At 66.8% G+C, this 19416-nt stretch carries 14 protein-coding genes; 12 read left to right on the top strand and 2 right to left on the bottom strand.

Annotated elements, in window-relative coordinates; genetic code table 11:
- Window positions 1-287 precede the first annotated feature (287 nt).
- Window positions 288-1886, top strand: coding sequence for a B12-binding domain-containing radical SAM protein (locus KQ305_RS10790; RefSeq protein ID WP_259725436.1), 1599 nt, complete (start codon window positions 288-290; stop codon window positions 1884-1886).
- A 126-nt stretch (window positions 1887-2012) separates the two neighbouring features.
- Here the strand turns inward: KQ305_RS10790 and recN are convergent, their stop codons facing one another.
- Window positions 2013-3731 (bottom strand): DNA repair protein RecN, encoded by a 1719-nt coding sequence (gene recN / locus KQ305_RS10785; RefSeq protein WP_259725411.1) that lies wholly within the window; start codon window positions 3729-3731, stop codon window positions 2013-2015.
- Window positions 3732-3835: 104 nt separating this feature from the next.
- Between recN and KQ305_RS10780 the strand changes: the two genes are divergently transcribed.
- The 11 genes from KQ305_RS10780 (at window position 3836) to KQ305_RS10730 (ending at window position 18702) form a co-directional block, all read left to right on the top strand.
- Entirely contained in the window at window positions 3836-5776 is a 1941-nt protein-coding gene (locus KQ305_RS10780; RefSeq protein ID WP_259725410.1) for an AarF/ABC1/UbiB kinase family protein, read from the top strand.
- Between the two features lie 18 nt (window positions 5777-5794).
- Entirely contained in the window at window positions 5795-6430 is a 636-nt protein-coding gene (locus KQ305_RS10775) for an alpha/beta hydrolase (RefSeq protein WP_259725409.1), read from the top strand.
- Window positions 6431-6524: 94 nt separating this feature from the next.
- Window positions 6525-7583: a threonine synthase gene (thrC, locus tag KQ305_RS10770; RefSeq protein WP_259725435.1), complete on the top strand. Its 1059-nt coding sequence runs from the start codon at window positions 6525-6527 to the stop codon at window positions 7581-7583.
- Window positions 7584-7637: 54 nt separating this feature from the next.
- Window positions 7638-8606, top strand: coding sequence for a class I SAM-dependent methyltransferase (locus KQ305_RS10765; RefSeq protein WP_259725408.1), 969 nt, complete (start codon window positions 7638-7640; stop codon window positions 8604-8606).
- 399 nt (window positions 8607-9005) lie between these two features.
- On the top strand, window positions 9006-10178 hold the full coding sequence (gene dnaN / locus KQ305_RS10760; protein WP_259725434.1) for a DNA polymerase III subunit beta: 1173 nt from the start codon (window positions 9006-9008) through the stop codon (window positions 10176-10178).
- Window positions 10179-10182: 4 nt separating this feature from the next.
- Window positions 10183-11025 (top strand): RNA methyltransferase, encoded by an 843-nt coding sequence (locus KQ305_RS10755; RefSeq protein ID WP_259725407.1) that lies wholly within the window; start codon window positions 10183-10185, stop codon window positions 11023-11025.
- 28 nt (window positions 11026-11053) lie between these two features.
- Complete coding sequence (gene purL, locus KQ305_RS10750; RefSeq protein WP_259725406.1) at window positions 11054-13429, top strand: phosphoribosylformylglycinamidine synthase subunit PurL; 2376 nt, start codon at window positions 11054-11056, stop codon at window positions 13427-13429.
- Window positions 13429-14964 carry an amidophosphoribosyltransferase gene (purF, locus tag KQ305_RS10745; RefSeq protein WP_399231347.1) on the top strand — a complete coding sequence of 512 codons (1536 nt, stop codon included), beginning with the start codon at window positions 13429-13431 and terminating at the stop codon, window positions 14962-14964. Before purL ends, purF begins: the two co-directional genes overlap by 1 nt.
- Window positions 14965-14980: 16 nt before the next feature.
- A complete protein-coding gene (locus tag KQ305_RS10740; RefSeq protein WP_259725405.1) occupies window positions 14981-16096 on the top strand; it encodes a glycosyltransferase family 4 protein in 1116 nt (371 codons plus the stop codon).
- Window positions 16097-16155: 59 nt separating this feature from the next.
- The gene (locus KQ305_RS10735; protein WP_259725404.1) at window positions 16156-17745 is read left to right on the top strand and encodes an alkaline phosphatase family protein; all 1590 of its coding nucleotides are present in this window, start codon (window positions 16156-16158) and stop codon (window positions 17743-17745) included.
- The gene (locus tag KQ305_RS10730; protein ID WP_259725403.1) at window positions 17746-18702 is read left to right on the top strand and encodes a glycosyltransferase family 2 protein; all 957 of its coding nucleotides are present in this window, start codon (window positions 17746-17748) and stop codon (window positions 18700-18702) included.
- Here the strand turns inward: KQ305_RS10730 and KQ305_RS10725 are convergent.
- A complete protein-coding gene (locus KQ305_RS10725; protein ID WP_399231343.1) occupies window positions 18674-19300 on the bottom strand; it encodes a phytochelatin synthase family protein in 627 nt (208 codons plus the stop codon). The two genes, KQ305_RS10730 and KQ305_RS10725, sit on opposite strands and share 29 nt — an antisense overlap.
- Window positions 19301-19416: the final 116 nt, after the last annotated feature.

The following is a 19416-nucleotide window of genomic DNA, read 5'->3' as shown; positions in this document are numbered from 1 at the left end:
TCGGTCCCCGACCAGGGGAAGGAAGGACTGATGCATCGTTCGTTTGTCGCTGCTGAAAGCGGCAGAGCGGAATGCTGGAAGCCTTCTACGCCGATAAGACCTTTGCTGTCGCCATTTCTCTGGGCTCCGGCGACAAGACCTGCATGAAGAAGCGTGATTGCTGCACAACGTCATGGCGGATGACCCAAGTCCTCCGCCTTTGGAATTGGGTTGGGACACTTCGTGTATACTAAATTACATTTGGTTAGATTATGCCGATACTCAGCGCCAAGAAGAGATACCAACGCTTGAATGTTCTGCTTGTCTACCCAGAATTCCCGAAAACATTTTGGAGCTACGAAAAGATTCTTGAGCTGGTGAACCGTAAGGTTCTGCTGCCGCCACTAGGGCTTGTCACCGTAGCCGCCATTCTGCCCCAGGATTGGAACTTCAAGCTGGTGGACGTCAATATCAGGCCGGTCTCCGATCAGGAGTGGCTTTGGGCCGACCTCGTGATCATGTCGGCCATGATCGTCCAGAAAGACGACATCGTTCGCCAGATCAATCTGGCCAAGCGCCATGGCAAGCCAGTGGCCGTCGGGGGACCCTACCCAAGCTCCACACCCGAAGAACTGGTGGCCGCTGGGGCCGACTACCTGATCCTCGATGAAGGGGAGATCACCCTGCCCCTGTTCGTTGAGGCCTGGCAACGGGGCGAAACAGGCGGCCGCTTCAGCTCCGATGGCGTCAAGCCGGATGTGTCCACAACACCCATCCCCCGCTACGACCTGCTCGAGCTCAGTGCCTACGACTCAATGAGTGTGCAGTTCTCGCGCGGCTGTCCCTTTCAGTGCGAATTCTGCGACATCATCGTGCTCTATGGCCGCAAACCACGCACCAAAACACCGGACCAACTGATCAGCGAACTCAACTGCCTCTTCGACATCGGCTGGCGCGGTGGGGTATTCATGGTGGATGACAACTTCATTGGCAATAAGCGCAACGTCAAGCTGATGCTCACGGCCCTTGAACAATGGCAGAAGGCCCATGGATATCCCTTCCGCTTCGATACCGAGGCCTCGCTTGATCTGGCTGACGATCAGGAACTGATCGATCAGATGCTGGCGTGCAACTTTGCTGCCGTCTTCATGGGCATCGAGACTCCGGACACCGACAGCCTCGCGGCCACGATGAAGTTTCAGAACACGCGCTCACCCCTGCTCGAATCTGTCGACAAGGTGACCCGCTCTGGTCTGAGGGTGATCGCGGGATTCATCATCGGCTTTGATGGCGAAAAGGAGGGCGCCGGCCAGCGGATCGTGGCCTTCTCAGAGGCCGCAGCGATCCCCACCACCACCTTCGCGATGTTGCAGGCTCTTCCCCATACCGCCCTGTGGCACAGACTCGAGAAGGAAGGGCGGCTGATCGACAAGGTCGGTAACATCAACCAGACCACCCTGATGAACTTTGTGCCAACCCGGCCGGTGGAAGCTATTGCCCAAGAGTATGTGGAGGCCTTCTGCCAACTGTACGAACCTCAGAAGTATCTCGATCGGGTCCATCGCTACTTTCTGAAACTCGGCCCCCCCAGAGTGAAGAGCTCCTTCAAGCTTCCCGAACTCGCTGTAATCCGCGCATTGCTGATCGTCTGCTGGCGCCAAGGCATCAAACGCTCCACCCGCTGGCCCTTCTGGCACCACCTGTTCCACATTCTCTGGGCCAACCCCAAAGTGGCGGAGCAATACCTTGCCGTCTGCGCCCACAACGAGCATTTCATGGAGTATCGGGACATCGTGCGGCTGCAGATCGAAAATCAATTGGCCGCCTATTGCCATGGGCAGGAACAGGCTCGCCAGGCGCTGATCGATCGTCCGCGCATCGAGATCGCGACAGGGACATCGCCGTAAAAATGTAATCATCGGACGGCGCCTAAACGCCTTCGCGCCTCTCCTCTGATCCAATTCTGTGGGACGCGAGCGCCATCCGGCCCTCGCCTCTGGCGGCAGCTGGATCGGTGTTGCCGGTAAGGGATCTCAGGCCGCCCGTTTGAGCTTGGTGGGTTCGCTCGTGTCCTCGAGGCCCAACAGGCTCGCTGCGTAGCTGTGGGCCTCGCCGGAGTCGCCGCCGGCCAGTTCCGCCAGCTCCGCCTGGCGCTCGTGAGTGTCCCGCAGGTGGGACACCCGTGTGTGGGTGAGGCCGGCCTCGACGCTCTTGCTGACCCGGAAGTGGTGCTGGGCCGCGGCGGCCACCAGGGGCTGGTGGGTGATGCAGAACACCTGGCGCTGCTCCGCCAGGCGCCGCAGCAGCTGGGCCATGGCGCCGCTGACGCGGCCGCTCACGCCCGCATCGATCTCGTCGAAGAGCAACGTGACGTGGGGGTCGGCCGCCGCCAGGCAGGTTTTCAGGGCCAGCAGGAAGCGGCTCATCTCGCCGCCCGAGGCCACCTCCGCCAGGGGCGCCGGTGGCTGGCCCGGGTTGGCGGAGAACAGGAACTGCACCGCATCGGCCCCCTCCTCTCCGGGCTCGGCGGCGCTGAGGGCCACGGCAAAGCGCACGTTGGCCAGGCCCATGGGCCGCAGGGCCGCCATCAGCTGGTCCTCGAGGCGGCGGGCGGCGGCAGTGCGGGCCTGGGTGAGCACGGCATTGGCCCGATCACGCCCCTGGCGGGCGGCGGCTTCGGCGGCCTCCAGGCCCGCCAGGGCCGCCTCGGCATCCGCCCCGGCCAGCTGCTCCCGCAGGCTGTCGCGCCGGGCGATCAGTTCCGGCAGAGTCTGGCCGTGACGGCGCTCCAGGGCCTTGAGCTGGGCCATGCGCTCCTGCAGCAAGGCAAGACTCTCCGGATCGCTCTCCAGCAGGGAGCCGTAGCGATCCAGATCCCTGGCCAGATCCTGCAGCCCGGCCAGGGCATCGGCGCAGGCCCCGTGCAGGGCCACCACGCCGGCGTCGAGGGCGGCCATGGTCTGCAGCTCCTGGTCGCAGGCCGCCAGGTGGTCGAGCACCGACGGAGCGGCCTCGGCCCCCTCCACCAGCCGGCCGATCAGGGCCATCACCCCCTCCTGCAGCCGCACCGCGTGGGCCAGGCGGTCCTGCTCCCCCTGGAGCCGCTGGCGTTCGGCGGGATCCTCCAGCGCCGCGGCCTCCAGCTCCGCCAGCAGTTCCTCCTGGCGGTCCCGCTCCAGGGCGAAGCGCTCCCGGTCGGCGCGGGCCCGCCCCAGGGCGTCCGCCTCCCCCTTCCACCGCTGCCAGGCGGAGCGGGTGGCCTCGAGTGCCGCCGCCAGGTCCTCCCCGGCGAAGCGATCCAGCCAGCGGCGCTGCTGGCCGGGGCGGCCCAGCTGCTGGGTCTGGCCCTGCACGGTGAGATCGAGCAGCAGGGGCCGCAGTTCCAGCACCTGGCCGCGGCCCACCACCACGCCGTTGAGCCGGTGGCGGCTGCTGAGCCGGCCCTCCTGGAGCCGCCAGTCACGGCTGAGCAGCAGCTCGCCCTCCTCGGCCTCCAGCTCCTGGCGCTCCAGCCAATCGCGCACCGGGGGAGACAGGCTGAAGCTGGCTTCGATGCGGCCCCGCTCAGTGCCACGGCGCAGCAGACGGGCCCCCTGGCTGCCCTGGGCGCCGCCGAGCAGGGCATCGAGGGCATCGAGCAGGATCGACTTGCCAGCGCCGGTCTCGCCGGTGAGCACAGTGAACCCGGCCGAAAAGACCAGCTCCAGCCGCTCGATCAGGGCGATGTTCTCGAGGCGCAGACCCGTGAGCACCCAGGCCTCCGGCGATCGATCGGTACGTGGCCCGACCGTAGCGGCTGTGACTTTCGTTTAGAAGGGGGTTTCGCCTGCCGGCGCCGCGGCGGTGCATCCCCGCCATGGTTTCCTCCCCCCCAGCCCCCACCGCGACCCCCGAGCGCGTGACCGCCGAGGTCGAGATGGGTGACTTCCTGGAGGCGGCGGGCCTGCTCAGCTACGACCCGGCCGCCATCACCCGCATCTACGCCGGCCACCCGATGCGGCTGGTCCGCCGTGTCTGGCAGACGCTCGTGCCGATCGGTCTCTACCTGCTGGGCGTGGGCTTCGACAAGTTCACGGGCCAGCTGGCCAACCCCGGCCGGGCGCGGCAGCGGGCCCGGGAGTGCGCCGAGCTGCTGGTGGCCCTTGGACCGGCCTTCATCAAGGCCGGCCAGGCCCTCTCCACCCGGCCGGACATCATTCCGCCGGTGCTGCTGGAGGAGCTGGCCCAGCTGCAGGACCAGCTGCCGGGCTTCGACAGTTCGCTGGCCATGGCCTGCATTGAGGAGGACCTCCAGGCGCCGGTGGCGGCGATCTTCGCGTCGCTGGAGACGGAGCCGATTTCGGCCGCCTCCCTCGGCCAGGTGCACCGGGGCGTGTTGCTGAGTGGTGAACGGGTGGCGGTGAAGGTGCAGCGGCCCGGCCTGCGGGAACAGATCACCCTCGATCTCTACATCGTCCGCAACATCGCCGCCTGGCTGAACCGGAATGTGGTGCTGATCAAGAGCGATCTGGTGGGTCTGATCGATGAACTCGGCAAGCGGGTCTTCGAGGAGATGGACTACATCAACGAGGCCTCCAACGCCGAAACCTTCGCCCGCCTGCACCGTCACAATCCCCGCATCGCCGTCCCCGCCATCTACCGCCAGGCCACCAGCCGCCGGGTGTTGACAATGGAGTGGATCGACGGCGTCAAGCTCACCAATCTCGAGGCGGTGCGCGCCCTTGGGGTCGACCCCGACCACATGGTGGAGGTGGGGGTGAATTGCAGCCTGCAGCAGCTGCTTGAGCATGGGTTCTTCCATGCCGATCCCCATCCCGGCAACCTGCTGGCCCTTCCCGACGGGCGCCTGGCCTACCTGGATTTCGGCATGATGAGCGAGGTCTCCCGGGAGGCGCGCACCGGGCTGATCCAGGCGGTTGTGCACCTGGTGAACCGCAATTTCGGGGCCCTGTCCAAGGACTTCGTACAGCTCGGCTTCCTGGGCGAAGCGGTGGATCTCGAACCGATCGTGCCGGCCTTCGAAAAGGTGTTCGGCCAGGCCCTGGAAATGGGCGTGAGCCGCATGGATTTCAAGGCGGTCACCGACGACCTCTCCGGGGTGATGTACCGCTTCCCCTTCCAGGTTCCCCCCTATTACGCCCTGATCATCCGCTCGTTGGTGACGCTCGAAGGCATCGCCCTGAGTGTCGACTCCGACTTCAAGATCCTCGGCGCCGCCTACCCCTACTTCGCCCGCCGGCTGATGGAGGATCCCGATCCGGAGCTGCGCCGCAGCCTGCGGGAGATGCTCTATGACGGCGATGAATTCCGCTGGCAGCGGCTGGAGAGCCTGGTGGCCAGTGCCTCTCTCCAGGACCAGCTGGACCTGGAAGGCCTCCTCGACCAGGTGCTCGACTTCCTCTTCTCCCCCACCGGAGGCCTGCTGCGCCAGCAGCTCGTCGATGCGGTGGTGCAGCAGATGGATGCCCTGGCCTGGAACACCACCCTGCGCATTGGCCGGCGGCTGCCGAGCCGCTTCCTGCCGCCGGGGCTGCGGGCCCTGCCCCCCGCCCTGTCAACGGCGCCGCTGCTGGATCTCGAACCGATCCAGGAGCTGCTGGCGATCCTGCGGGACCTTCCCGGCTTCGAGCCATCCCTCCTGCTGAAGCGACTGCCGCGGGTCCTAGGGGAGCCGGATCTGCGCCGCATGGGGCTGCAGGTGGCCAAGGGTCTGGCCGAGCGGGGTGTCGTGCACCTGCTGCGGGATGTGCTGGTGACACCGGCGGTGCGCCAGGCCGCCGGTGTCTCCGGCGCCTGAGATCCGTAGAGTTACTCGATGACAAGGGAGACAGTCGTGAACAAGCGGCGAAGGATTGTGGCCGCTGTCCTGGGTCTGGGACTGTGCTGGTCGACGCCTGCGGCCATCGCCGCCGAGAATCTGGTGTTCACCAGTGGCGCCTTCCGCCGGTCGATTCCGGTCGCGGATCTGGAGCATCTGGCCACCACCGGCGAGGCCCGGGGCCTGTTGAGAGACGTGCTGCGCCTCGGCCGCCAGAACCCCAAGGACGTCAGCAAGTTGCTGAATGAATCGGTGCAGCTGCCGATCGTCCTGATGAGCCGCCTGCTCAACACCCGCATCGGCGAGGCGATCCTGGCCCGCCTGGCCCGGATCCTCTTCCCCCTGAGGGCCCCGGAGGCCGGCGTGCCCGCCCTGCGCGCCGCCATGGTGCTGGGCACCTATGAGGGCAAGGGGTCGCTGTCGGCCATCGCCTTCCTGCGGGCCTACCCGACCCGGGAACTGGAGGTGAGCATTCCAGCCCTGATGAGTGTGATTTCCAAGGCCTCCTCGATCAGCGAGCTGGTGCGCTTCTTCTCCGAATCCCCCCTCGACGGTCTGCGGGGCAACGAGCCCCAGGCGGCGCCCACCACGCCGGTTCCCATGGCACCCGGCCCGACCACACCCGCCCCCTGACGCCCCAGACCGGAGCCTTACATTGACGTCAGCTTCGCCGCTGTCCCCTGTGCCCCTGCTACGAGCCCTGCGACGCCTGGGCCGGCAGCCCACCATGCAGGACTGGCCAGGGCTGATCGAGGCCTACCGCTCCTGGCTGCCCGTCAGTGACGCCACTCCGGTGGTGACCCTGCGTGAAGGGGCGACGCCCCTGATTCCGGCGCCGGTGATCGCCGAACGGGTGGGCCGGGGCGTGAAGGTGTTTCTCAAGTACGACGGCCTCAACCCCACCGGCTCCTTCAAGGACCGGGGCATGACGATGGCCATCAGCAAGGCCAAGGAAGCGGGCTCAGAGGCGGTGATCTGCGCCAGCACCGGCAACACCTCGGCGGCGGCGGCGGCCTACGCCAGCCGGGGCGGCATGCGGGCCTTCGTGCTGATTCCGGATGGCTACGTGGCCCAGGGGAAGCTGGCCCAGGCCCTGCTCTACGGCGCTGAGGTGCTGGCGGTGCAGGGCAACTTCGACCGGGCCCTGGCGATCGTGCGGGATGTGGCCGACCGCTACCCGGTGACCCTGGTGAACTCGCTCAACCCCTACCGGCTCCAGGGGCAGAAGACGGCCGCCTTCGAGCTGATCGACGCCCTTGGTGAGGCTCCCGACTGGCTTTGCATCCCGGTGGGCAACGCCGGCAACATCAGCGCCTACTGGATGGGCTTCAAGGAGTACCGCCAGGCGGGTCACAGCACGGTCCTGCCGCGAATGATGGGCTTCCAGGCCGCCGGTGCCGCACCAATGGTGCTGGGGCACACGGTGGAGCAGCCGGACACCATCGCCACGGCGATCCGCATCGGCAACCCTGTGAACAAGGAGAACGCGCTCAACGTCCGCAAAGAGAGCAACGGCGATTTCATGGCCGTCACCGACGCCGAGATCATCGAGGCCTACAAGCTGCTGGGCCAGGGGGAAGGGATCTTCTGCGAACCGGCCAGCGCCGCTTCGGTGGCGGGTCTGCTCAAACGACGGGAGGAAGTGCCGGCCGGCGCCACGGTGGTGTGCGTGCTGACCGGCAACGGTCTCAAGGACCCGACGACGGCGATCGAGAACAACGACGCCACCTTCCACACGGGCATCGCCCCCGAAACCGAGACCGTGGCCAAGGTGATGGGCTTCTGAGTGGGCACAATGGGCGGCCCCTCGTATCCACCTATCCCGCAACGAGAGCCACAGATGCTTGAAAAGATCTGTCGTAATTGCGGTTCATCGCATGTCAGTGTTATCGAAAGTGGTTGTGATTTAGACCCTTTCTTTTCCTATCGAGTTTACGGGTTGCAGACGACTGCTCGCGTCACAAGTACGCGCCTGAGAGCAGGGAAGAAAATGCGGATCATCGACCGTTTTCTGTTTGGATTTCTCTCCTTTGTGGCAAGGCATTGCATTGACACTGAAGTGTCATCGTGGAACACAACCGATTCCATGATCTGTCACTCATGCGAGTTTTTTTCAATCTTTCACCAGCTGACTGATTCACAACTCGCAACCATGTATCACGACTACAGGTTAGAGACTTATCAGCAAGACTGGGAACGCTTCCATCCCGGCTATATCAAGTCAGTCGGACAATTTATTGGTGGCCCTGATGAGGCTGCCTGTCGTCTTAGCTCTCTCAATCCATATCTGGTTCAGTCTCTTCAGAACCACTCACTACCATTAGACTCCTTTAAATCGATTTTAGACTGGGGAGGTTCCGACGGCATGATTTTGCCAAACGTTTTCCTCAATGCAAGGCGCTATGTCTACGATATTTCTAGTTGGGATGCCGTTGAGGGCGTAACCAAGCTCAACGCCATGGATGAATCTGTAAAATTTGACTATATTCAAATCATGCATGTTCTTGAACATATCTATGATCCGCTCCAATTCCTTGAAGTGCCTTTAGCCCATCTGAACAAAGGTGGGGTCCTCTATTTGGAGGTTCCGATTGAGTTTAACAGTGCGGATTTGATTCAGAAAGTCATCAACAATGAACGGCGTCTGAAAGCCCACGAACACATCAACCTCTACACACCGCGCTCCCTCGAGGCCCTTGTGCTTCAAAAGAACCTGCACGTGCTGGATCTGAGGGTCGAGACCATTGATTTTCATTGGTGCCAGGGCCCCTGCCTGCGGCTGCTGGCCACCCACAAGCCGGCCCACTGAGTTCGCCGACGCGCCCGCACAGATCGGTGCCTGCCGGTGGCCCAACCGTCTGGGGAAATCCTGGGACTTTCCCCCCGTGCTGCCGGGAGAGAGCGGGGATGGGGATCTCCCCTGGGCGGGCGGCGAATTCCCCAGGCCCGGGATTCGGTGGAAAACACCTCAAAACCGCTCGCTTGTTCGGCCCATTCCCCAACCCTCCGCCCGAAATAACCCAGTTGCGACAAGGGAAGACAGCCTCTTTGCCCGTTTTCCCCCGCCCCTACGGCGACGGGCTGTTTTTCTTCTCTTCCAACCCTGATTGATCCTCTGGACAGTCGGGAGACCACCCGTTGCGCTTTGCCGCGCCCTGTGAAACCGTGGGGCCTCGAGAACGCCGATCCGCCGTCGCCGGCACCCTCCATGAAGCTGGTCTGCTCCCAGGCTGAACTCAACGCCAGCCTCCAACTGGTCAGCCGGGCGGTGGCGACGCGGCCCACCCACCCGGTGCTGGCCAACGTGCTGCTCACCGCCGATGCGGGCACTGGCCGCCTCAGCCTCACCGGCTTCGACCTCAGCCTCGGCATCCAGACGAGCCTGCCCGCCGCCGTCGAGACCAGCGGCGCCATCACCCTGCCAGCGAAGATGTTCGGCGAGATTGTGGCCCGCCTGGCCACCGACAGTCCGATCAGCCTGAGCTGCCCGGAAGGTGAGGAGCAGCTGGAGCTCACCAACCTCTCGGGCAGCTACCGGATGCGGGGAATGCCCGCCGACGACTATCCCGATCTGCCCCTGGCCCAGAGCGGCACCCCGATTCGCTTCCATGCCGAGGCCCTGGTGAAGGGGCTGCGGGCCACCCTGTTCGCCAGCAGCCCGGATGAGAACAAGCAACTCCTGACCGGCGTGCACCTGCGCCTGGATGGCGAAGGCCTGGAATGCGCCGCCACCGATGGCCACCGGCTGGCCGTGCAGCGTCTTTCCCATGCGGTGGAGGCCGCCGCCAGCCCCGAGGCGGAGGCCGCTGGCACCGATGGCGAGGATTTCGCCGTCACGGTGCCGGCCCGGTCGTTGCGGGAGCTGGAGCGGATCCTGTCGGGGCGCGGCTCCCAGGAGCCCCTGAGCCTGTTCTGCGAACGGGGCCAGGTGGTGGTGCTCTCCGCCGACCAGGTGCTCACCAGCCGCAGCCTCGATGGCACCTACCCCAACTATCGCCAGCTGATCCCCCCGTCGTTCCAGCGCCGCCTGGTGCTCGACCGTCGCGCCTTCATCGCCGCCCTGGAGCGGGTGGCGGTTCTGGCCGACCAGCACAACAACGTGGTCAAGATCAGCGCTGACCCCGCCGCCGGCACGGCCACGATCCGGGCGGACGCCCAGGACGTGGGCAGTGGCTCGGAGTCCCTGGCGGCCACGATCGAGGGGGAAGCGATCGAGATCGCCTTCAACGTCCGCTACCTGCTCGATGGCCTCAAGGCCATGGGCTCCGACCAGGTGGTGCTGCAGTGCAACGCCGCCACCACCCCGGCCGTGCTGGCGCCGGTGGGGGCTGAAGAGGCCTTCACCTACCTGGTGATGCCGGTCCAGATCCGCACCAGCTGAGCGCGTGACTCTCCCCGAGCAGCTGCTGCTGAGCGATCTGCTGCGGCGGCAGGTGCGTTGTGATCAGGGCCTTGAGCGTGGATCGGGGGTGCTGGCCTGGATGCATCCACCGGTGCACCGCCTGCTGGGCTGGGCCAGCCGGCCCTCGGCCTTCGCCCAGCGGCGGCTGGTCTGGCGGCTCGACCAGCTGCGGGGGCTGGGGGAGCTGGAGGTGTTCGTGAAGGGGGAGCCGGCGGACACCGACGCGGCCACCCTCGAACGGTTGCCCACCCTGATCGATGCGGCCCTCACCGGAGCCGATGACGTGCCCCTGGGCCTGGTGGCCGATGCCGCTGTGGAGCTGCGCAGCGGCCGCATCCTCCACTATCTGGTGGCCCGCAGCGATCCGCGCCTGCCAGGCACCAGCCGCTGGCGCCTGAGCCCCGACCGCATCGTCGACCAGCAGCCCGGCCGGGTGTTCACCGCCCTGCGGGGCCTTGATGACCTGCCGGTGGCCCGGGCCAGCGTGCGCCAGCAGCTGCTGCGCCGCTCGCGCCGCTGGAAGGAGCAGGTGCAGGAGGTGGGTGGCCGCGTCGAGGAGCGGCTGGAGGGCTGGCTGGAGGAGCCCCCCTGGCCGGAGGCCTTCCGCGAGGAGATCCCCTGGCCGGAACGTGAGCGGGACCCCTATTCGGACGAGCGCTACGCCAGCGACCGCGACGAGCCGGACCCGCTCGAGGAATGGCCCGAGGAGGAGGAACCGGAGGAGCCTTCGGAACCGCCCAGCCAGCCGCCGCCGGAGCAGCCGGCGCCCCGCCGCGACCGCTACCGGGGCCGGGAGCCCCGCGAAGCCGACGACCCCTGGATCTGATACTGGAGGGCCGTTGCCGCGCCCCCCGGTGGTTCCTGCCTCGACCCCGTCCTTCTCGGTGCCGGAGGCCCTACGCAAGGAGGGCCTGAGCCAGAGCGATTACGACGAGATCGTGCGTCGCCTCGGCCGGCCCCCCAACCGGGCCGAACTGGGCATGTTCGGAGTGATGTGGTCGGAGCACTGCTGCTACCGCAACTCCCGACCCCTGCTGGGCCAGTTCCCCACCAGCGGGCCCCGCATCCTGGTGGGGCCGGGCGAGAACGCCGGGGTGGTGGATCTGGGCGAGGGCCAGCGGCTGGCCTTCAAGATCGAGAGCCACAACCACCCCTCGGCGGTGGAGCCCTTCCAGGGGGCGGCCACCGGGGTGGGGGGCATCCTGCGGGACATCTTCACCATGGGGGCGCGCCCGATCGCCTTGCTCAACGCCTTGCGCTTCGGGCCGCTGGAGGACGAGCGCAACGTGGGGCTGATGGAGGGGGTGGTGGCCGGCATCGCCCACTACGGCAACTGCGTCGGCGTGCCGACGGTGGGCGGTGAGGTGGCCTTCGACCCCAGCTACGGCGGCAACCCACTGGTGAACGCCATGGCCCTGGGCCTGATGGAGACCGACGACATCGTCTGCTCCGGGGCGGTGGGCGTGGGCAATCCGGTGGTCTACGTGGGCAGCACCACCGGCCGCGACGGCATGGGCGGTGCCAGCTTCGCCAGTGCCGAGCTCACCGAGGCCTCCCTCGACAACCGGCCCGCCGTGCAGGTGGGCGATCCGTTCCTGGAGAAGGGGCTGATCGAGGCCTGCCTGGAGGCCTTCCAGAGCGGCGATGTGGTGGCGGCCCAGGACATGGGCGCCGCCGGCCTCACCTGCAGCTGCTCGGAGATGGCGGCCAAGGGGGGCCTGGGCATCGAACTCGACCTCGATCGGGTGCCGGCGCGGGAAAGCGGCATGAGCGCCTACGAATTCCTGCTGTCGGAATCCCAGGAACGGATGCTGTTCGTGGTGGCGGCAGGGCGGGAGGAGCCCCTGATGGCCCGCTTCCGCCGCTGGGGTCTGCAGGCGGCGGTGGTGGGCCGGGTGCTGCAGGAGAACGTGGTGCGGGTGCTGCAGCACGGTGAAGTGGCGGCCGAGGTGCCCGCCAGCGCCCTGGCTGACGACACGCCGATCAACCACCACGAGCTGCTCGCCGAACCCCCCGCCGACATCCAGGCCCACTGGACCTGGAGCGAAGCCGAGCTGCCGGCGGCCGAGGCAAGCGGCCTTTCCCTGGCGGAAGGTCTGCTGGGCTGGGGTGACGTGCTGCTGCGCCTGCTGGATGACCCCACCATCGCCAGCAAGCGCTGGGTGTACCGCCAGTACGACCACCAGGTGCAGGCCAACACCGTGGTGCTGCCCGGGGGGGCCGATGCGGCCGTGATCCGGCTGCGGCCCCAGCAGGGGCCGGGGGCGATGGCGGCGGCGACGCGCGGCGTGGCGGCGGTGGTGGACTGCCCCAACCGCTGGGTGGCCCTGGATCCAGAGCGTGGTGCCATGGCGGCGGTGGCGGAGGCAGCCCGCAACCTCTCCTGCACCGGCGCCGAGCCCCTGGCCGTCACCGATAACCTCAATTTCCCCTCCCCCGACACCGCCATCGGCTACTGGCAGCTGGCGATGGCCTGCCGGGGCCTGTCAGAGGCCTGCAGCGCCCTGGCCACGCCGGTCACCGGCGGCAACGTCTCGCTGTACAACGAGACCCGCCTGCCGGACGGCCGCATGCAGCCGATCCACCCCACCCCGGTGGTGGGCATGGTGGGGCTGGTGCACGACCTGGCCCACGTGACGGGGCTGGCCTGGCGTCAGGCCGGTGATGCCATCTGGCTGCTGGGGGTGCCGCTGGAGGAAAGCGGCGACGGCCGCCTGGGGCTGGGGGGCAGCAGCTATCTGGAGGTGATGCACGGCCGACTCACGGGCCGCCCACCCCTGGTGGATCTGGCCCTGGAGGGGCGGGTGCAGGGCTTCCTGCGCCAGGCCATCGCCGCGGGCCTGGTGCGCTCCGCCCACGATCTTTCCGATGGGGGTCTGGCGGTGGCGGCGGCGGAAGCCTGCATCGCCTCCGGCCTGGGCGCCCGTCTGGAGCTGCCCGCCGGTGAAGGACGGCCCGATCGGCTGCTGTTCGCCGAAGGCGGGGCACGGCTGCTGGTGAGCGTGGCGCCGGATCAGGAGGCGGCCTGGCGCGCGGCCCTGGCGGCGGCGGCCGAGGCCAGTGAGCCGTTGCCGGCCCAGGCACTGGGCCGCGTGACGTCTGACGGGCGCCTCAGCGTGGCCCGGGGCGGCCAGCCGCTGCTGGAGCTGGCGGTGGAGAAGCTGCGCGACACCTACGAGCAGGCGATCCCCGGCCGGTTGCGGAAAGCCGGGCCCCCACCCGACAGGTAATGGGTCAAGATGAACGTCTGTCCCTGGTGAGACGCCCTGTGCCCTGCGCCGATCAACGCGATGCGCATGACCAGGGATTCACCGACAGTGACCGCCCCGACAAGCCGGAGGAAGCCTGCGGCTTGTTCGCCGTGCTGGCGGCGGATCAGGCGGTGGCCAACCTCACCTATTTCGGGCTGTACGCCCTGCAGCACCGGGGCCAGGAGTCGGCGGGCATCGCCGTCTTCGACGATGTGAAAGTGCGGCTGCACAAGGACATGGGCCTGGTCAGCCAGGTGTTCGACCAGGAGGTGCTGGAGCGGATGCCGGGCCAGCTGGCGGTCGGCCACAACCGCTATTCCACCACCGGCAGCAGCAAGGTCTGCAACGCCCAGCCGGTGGTGCTGATGACCCGCCTGGGCCCCTTCGCCCTGGCCCACAACGGCAATCTGGTCAACGCGTCGGAGCTGCGGGCCTCCCTCGATCACCTGGCCGGTGAATTCACCTCCACCACCGATTCGGAGCTGATCGCCTTCGCTCTTCAGGAGGCGGTGGGGTCCGGCCTGGGCTGGAATGCGGCGATCCGGGCCGCGGCGGCCCGTTGCCGCGGCGCCTTCAGCCTGGTGATCGGCACCCCCGACGGCCTTTTCGCCCTGCGGGATGGCCACGGTATCCGGCCTTTGGTGTTCGGGAGGCTGGGCGAACCGGAGCAGGGCCAGTGGGTGGCCAGCAGCGAGAGCTGCGGGCTCGACATCATCGGCGCCCGCTTCGTTGACGATGTCCAGCCCGGCGAACTGATCCACTTCCGCCAGGCCGATCCGATCCCTGAGCGGCAGCGCTGGAGCGAGGAGCCCAGCAAGCTGTGCATCTTCGAGATGATCTATTTCGCCCGGCCCGACAGCCGTTTCTTCGGCGAATCGCTCTACAGCTACCGGGTGCGGATCGGCGAGGTGCTGGCCCGGGAGAACCCGGTGGAGGCCGACATTGTGATTGGTGTGCCCGATTCCGGCATCCCGGCGGCGATCGGCTATTCGCACACCAGCGGCATTCCCTTCGCCGATGGTCTGATCAAGAACCGCTATGTGGGCCGCACCTTCATCCAGCCCACCCAGGCGATGCGTGAGGCGGGCATCCGGGTGAAGCTCAACCCCCTGCCGGATGTGCTCTGCGGCAAACGGGTGGTGGTGATCGATGACTCGATCGTGCGCGGCACCACCAGCCGCAAGCTGGTGGCGGCCCTGCGGGATGCCGGTGCCACCGAGGTGCACATGCGGATCAGCTCGCCCCCCGTTACCCACCCCTGCTTCTACGGCATTGACACCGACACCCAGGACCACCTGATCGCCGCCCGGCTGACGCTCGAGGAGATCGAGCGGCACCTGGGTGTCGACTCGCTCAGCTACCTGAGCAAGGAGGGCATGGTGGAGGCCGCCCACGCCAACTCCAGCCATTTCTGCACCGCCTGTTTCGACGGCAATTACCCGATCGAGATGGATGAGGAGGTGCGCAACAGCAAGCTGATGCTCGAGCCCACCGGCCTGGCGGTACGGGTGTAGGCCCGGCGGCCGCAGCATGCGCATCGCCTTTCTTGATTCCTGGCTGCAGGATGTGGCCGAGGGCAGTGGCACGGCGGCGGCCATCGGCGGCCTGTCGGCGGCCCTGATCGCCCGGGGCCACTCGGTGGAGCGGCTGGTGCCCCAGGGCGCCTGGCCCCGGAACCTGCTGCTGCGCAGGCTCTGGTTCAACCTCACCCTGCCCCGGCGCCTGGCGACGGCGGCGGGTCGCTACGACCTGGTGGTGGGCTTCGACATCGACGGCTTCCGGGTGGCGCACCGCTGCCCGGTGCCCTATGTGTGCTGCATCAAGGGGGTGCTGGCGGAGGAGTCGCGCTGCGAGAACGGCTGGCCGCGGTTGATGCTGTGGGGCCTGTCCCGCTTGGAGCGCCTCAACGCCCGGCGGGCGCCGCGGGTGCTCTCCACCAGCCGCTACTGCTGCGAGCGCATCGAAGCCCACTACGGCGTGCCGGCCGAGCGGCTGCGGCTGGTGCCGGAGGGCATCGACACTGGGCTCTGGAATCCGGCGGGCGGAGACGCCGCCGCCCTGGCCGCCCTCGACGGCGCCCGCGAACCGCACACGGTTCTGTGCGTGGCGCGCCAGTACCCGCGCAAGCGGGTGGGGGATCTGATCACGGCCTTCCAGAGCGTGCACGAACGGCTTCCGAGTGCCCGGCTGGTGGTGATCGGCGATGGGCCGGAGCACGGGGCGCTGCGGCAGCTGGTGCAGCGGCTGGGGCTGGCTTCGGTGGTGCAGCTGCTGGGGGCCCTGGCCGACGACGGCGCCGTGCGGGAGTGGTACCGCCGCAGTGCGGTGTTCTGCCTTCCCTCGATCCAGGAGGGCTTCGGGATCGTGTTCCTCGAGGCGATGGCGAGCGGCCTACCGGTGGTGAGCACCACGGCCACGGCGATCCCCGAGGTGGTGCCCCACGGCCGGGCCGGGCTGCTGGTGCCGCCGCGGGATCCGCCGGGACTGGCCGGGGCCCTGCTGAATCTGCTCACCGATGAGGCCTTGCAGGCGCGCTGCCGCGCCTACGGCCGCGCTCATGTGGTGCCGTTCAGCTGGGACCGGGTGGCGGAACGGTTCCTGGAGGCGGTGAATGCTGCGGAGGCGCCGACACCGGCCCCACGGTGAGCTGTCTTGCCACAGCGCTGCATGATGGCTGCATGTGGTCTTAGGCGGATTCAGCTCCCGTGGTCAGCCCCACCAGGATCCTGTTCATCGGCATCGATTCGGCGGACAAGGATCTGATCCTGCGCTGGTCGCGTGAGGGCCTGCTGCCAACCTTCTCGGGATTGCTGGAGCATTCGGCCTGGGGCCTCACCACCGTGCCTGTCGGTTTCTATGTGGGTGCCGTCTGGCCTTCCTTCGCCACAGGTGTCTCGCCCGCCAGCCATGGTCGCTACAACTTCAGCCAGCTGAGAACGGGAACGTATGAGACCTACCGCTACAACTGCTTCGACCTCGAGGGCGATCGGTTCTGGGACATCCTGAGTGCATCAGGACGACGGGTGGCCATCATCGACGTCCCCTTGACTCCCCCGTCTGCGCCGATCAATGGGATCCAGATCACTGACTGGGGAGTGCACAAGGCCAACCAATCGGATGTCTTCCATGCCTACCCTCCTGGGCTTGTCTCTGAGGTGAAGGCAGAGTTTGGAGTCAACCCGATTCCCAGGTGTAACGACATCACGCGAACACCCGAAGGCTTCCGTTTCTTCATGGACGCCATGATCGCCAGAACGACGTCCAAGGAGCAGCTGTCAGCGAAATATCTTCGTCAGGGAAACTGGGATCTGTTTCTTACCGTCTTCACAGAGCCCCATTGTGTGGGCCACCAATGCTGGCATCTCCATGACGCCAGACATGCCCTTCATGATCGGCCACTGGCCGACTCCCTCGGCGATCCTCTCTTGGAGGCCTACCGGGCGCTGGATGCTTCCATCGGCAGGCTGATCGCCGAAGTCGACAAGGACACCTACGTCTTTGTCTACAGCAGTCATGGCATAGGGCCACAGGATGGGGTGGGCTCCTTTCTGGAGCGCATTCTCCTGCGCCTGGATCAGCACGATGCCGCGAAGCGGTCCACGCCGGCGCGGAAGAGCCTGCGCTCCACTCTTGCCAAGAAAGTGCGGTCGTATTCCCGGCGTCCCGACTGGCTGGTGTGGCGCCTGCGAAAGCTGCTTCAACCAGACCTGGCCTTCCCCATCCCTGACTCTGCCGCGGTGACGCTCCATGTCGAGGACCGCCGGCACTTCGTGCTCAGCAACAACGATGCTTGCGGCGCCATCCGCATCAACCTTGTGGGCCGAGAGCCGCAGGGGAAGGTGACAAGGGGGGAGCCGTACGAGCAGGTCTGCCAGCAGCTGAAGGACGATCTCAAGGCGATTGTGTATGTCGATACGGGCGAACCGTTGGTGCGGGAGGTCCTGCGCACGTCAGATTTTTATCGGGGCCCTCACCTCAGCGATCTGCCGGACCTGATCGTGGAGTGGAATCGACGGGAGTCTCCCCATTCGATTACCTCCGAAAAGATTGGTCTGCTCCACAATTCCTATTCTGGTGTCCGCACCGGGGATCACAAGCCGGAGGGTGTTGTCTTTATCTCGGGTCCAGGGGTGCCATCGGGAGGCCTGCGTGACCCCATCTCAGCTCTTGATTTCGCCCCCACCCTGGCGCGCCTGCTGGATGTTCCGCTCCCTGAGGCCGAAGGCGAGTGCATTGCCTGCATTGATCAGGCCATCGTCAGACATGGGGACCAATCCGTCCATCGGGGTGAGTGAATGACGGCCGTTGATGTCTCGGTCATCATTCCAACCTTTAACCGCGTCCACTGGATCAACGACGCTCTCCAGTCCGTGTACTCCCAGACCTATGGGGGTACGATGGAAATCATCGTCGTGGATGACGGCTCGCAGGATGATACCGTCGCGTTCGTTCGGGAGCATTATCCCGATGTCCGGCTGATCGAACTGACCAGCAATGTCGGTCACGGCGCCGCTCGCAATCATGCCCTTCGCGCGGCGCGAGGCCACTTCATTGCGTTTCTTGATTCCGACGATGTCTGGAAGCCCGACTACCTGAGCGTCCAGATGTCAGCGCTGCAGAGGCACCCCTCCACTTCCATCGCCCTCAGCGGCGTCGAGGTGCGCTCGCAGGATCGATCCGAAGTCCTGCCTCAGGCGCCTGATCTGAAGCGTTACATGTCGCCGATCCATCAGATGCTGCTGATCGGCAGGCATTACCTGCGTTCGGGTCCTTCGGCCCTGCTGTTCCCCCGTCGTGTCTTTGACGACGTCGGTCTGTTCGAGGAGCGCCACCGGGTCGGCGTCGACATCGATCTGTATCTCCGTTGCCTGGGAGCCGGCTATACCACGGTCTACACCGAGCTGCCCCTGGTGATCAAGCAGGAGGGTTCGCCCGATCAGCTCACCAGTCCTAGGAATCTCCGGCTCCGTGAACGAAGCGTGATGTCCCGCGTGGAGGGTTTCTACGCTCGCTATGGGGCGGCGAGGCGGGATCTCATCCCTCCCATCCGTCGGGTCCATGCCTGCAACCAGCTTCGATTCGCTGAGGTTTATTTCGACACCAATGATGTGGTGGATGGGCTCAGGTCCTGCCTCTTGGCGGCCTCCCATGGGCTTCCACTCCGTGCCGTTGTCCTGGCAACGCAGCGATTCACCCGAAGAGTCCGTCACCGGCTGCAGCGCCTTAGGTGCCGGGGGTCCGCCGGATCGTGATCAGGCCACGGCTGCGGCCCGAGGTGGTGTCCGTGGTGCGGATCGCGGCCCAGAGGTCGGCGACGGGGACCCACACCGAGGGGTAGCGGTAGCGGGCCACGTCGAGGATCAGCACCCGGTCGGAGGGGGCATGGAAGGCGGCCAGGGGGGCGATGTGGCCGCCGCCGGCCTGGCCGAGGGTCGGGCGTAGGTAGTTGGCCAGCAGGCGGTCGCCGGGCTGGCTGAGGTTGGCGCGCAGCAGGGCGCGGAACTGCTCCAGGCTCAGCTGGTCGCCGTGGATCGCTTCGGCTTTCACCCCGTGGGCCCCCAGCAGACCGGCCAGCTCGGCCAGGGTCATGCCCTGGCGCCGCACCACCTCGGCGCTCACCACCTGGCTGCCGGCAGGCACCTCGAAGACGTTGTCCTGGGTCCAGAAGCGGTAACGGCCGTAGCCCGGCACGGCCGGGGCGGGTACGGCGAGGCTGTTGAGCACCATGGCGGCGCTGGCCACACCGCAGTAGGCGAGGTTGGCCTGGGTGAGGAACTGCTCGGCCAGGGGGCCGTAGTCGGCCCTGGCGGCGCCGTTGGCCACCAGCAGGTCCATGCCCGCCGGCTCCATCAGGGGGATCGGCGCCGCCCGCAGACGCCCGGCCGCCAACGGCGCCGCCAGGGCCGACTACGGCCCCCTGGCCGAGCAGTTCCTCACCCAGGCCAACCTCGCCTACTGCGGTGTGG

The sequence above is a fragment of the Synechococcus sp. CS-1332 genome (assembly GCF_025127995.1).
Classification (GTDB): domain Bacteria; phylum Cyanobacteriota; class Cyanobacteriia; order PCC-6307; family Cyanobiaceae; genus Cyanobium.
Note: the sequence above shows the minus strand (reverse complement) of the source record. Positions and strands in the feature narration are given on the sequence as shown.

Bases quoted from the DNA above. Each gene is read 5' to 3' on its own strand.
- KQ305_RS10780 (WP_259725410.1), top strand. From the start codon at position 3,836: ATGGTTTCCTCCCCCCCAGCCCCCACCGCGACCCCCGAGCGCGTGACC.
- KQ305_RS10775 (WP_259725409.1), top strand. From the start codon at position 5,795: ATGACAAGGGAGACAGTCGTGAACAAGCGGCGAAGGATTGTGGCCGCT.
- thrC (WP_259725435.1), top strand. From the start codon at position 6,525: ATGCAGGACTGGCCAGGGCTGATCGAGGCCTACCGCTCCTGGCTGCCC.
- KQ305_RS10765 (WP_259725408.1), top strand. From the start codon at position 7,638: ATGCTTGAAAAGATCTGTCGTAATTGCGGTTCATCGCATGTCAGTGTT.
- dnaN (WP_259725434.1), top strand. From the start codon at position 9,006: ATGAAGCTGGTCTGCTCCCAGGCTGAACTCAACGCCAGCCTCCAACTG.
- purF (WP_399231347.1), top strand. From the start codon at position 13,429: ATGGGTCAAGATGAACGTCTGTCCCTGGTGAGACGCCCTGTGCCCTGC.
- KQ305_RS10740 (WP_259725405.1), top strand. From the start codon at position 14,981: ATGCGCATCGCCTTTCTTGATTCCTGGCTGCAGGATGTGGCCGAGGGC.
- KQ305_RS10730 (WP_259725403.1), top strand. From the start codon at position 17,746: ATGACGGCCGTTGATGTCTCGGTCATCATTCCAACCTTTAACCGCGTC.
- KQ305_RS10725 (WP_399231343.1), bottom strand. From the start codon at position 19,300: ATGGAGCCGGCGGGCATGGACCTGCTGGTGGCCAACGGCGCCGCCAGG.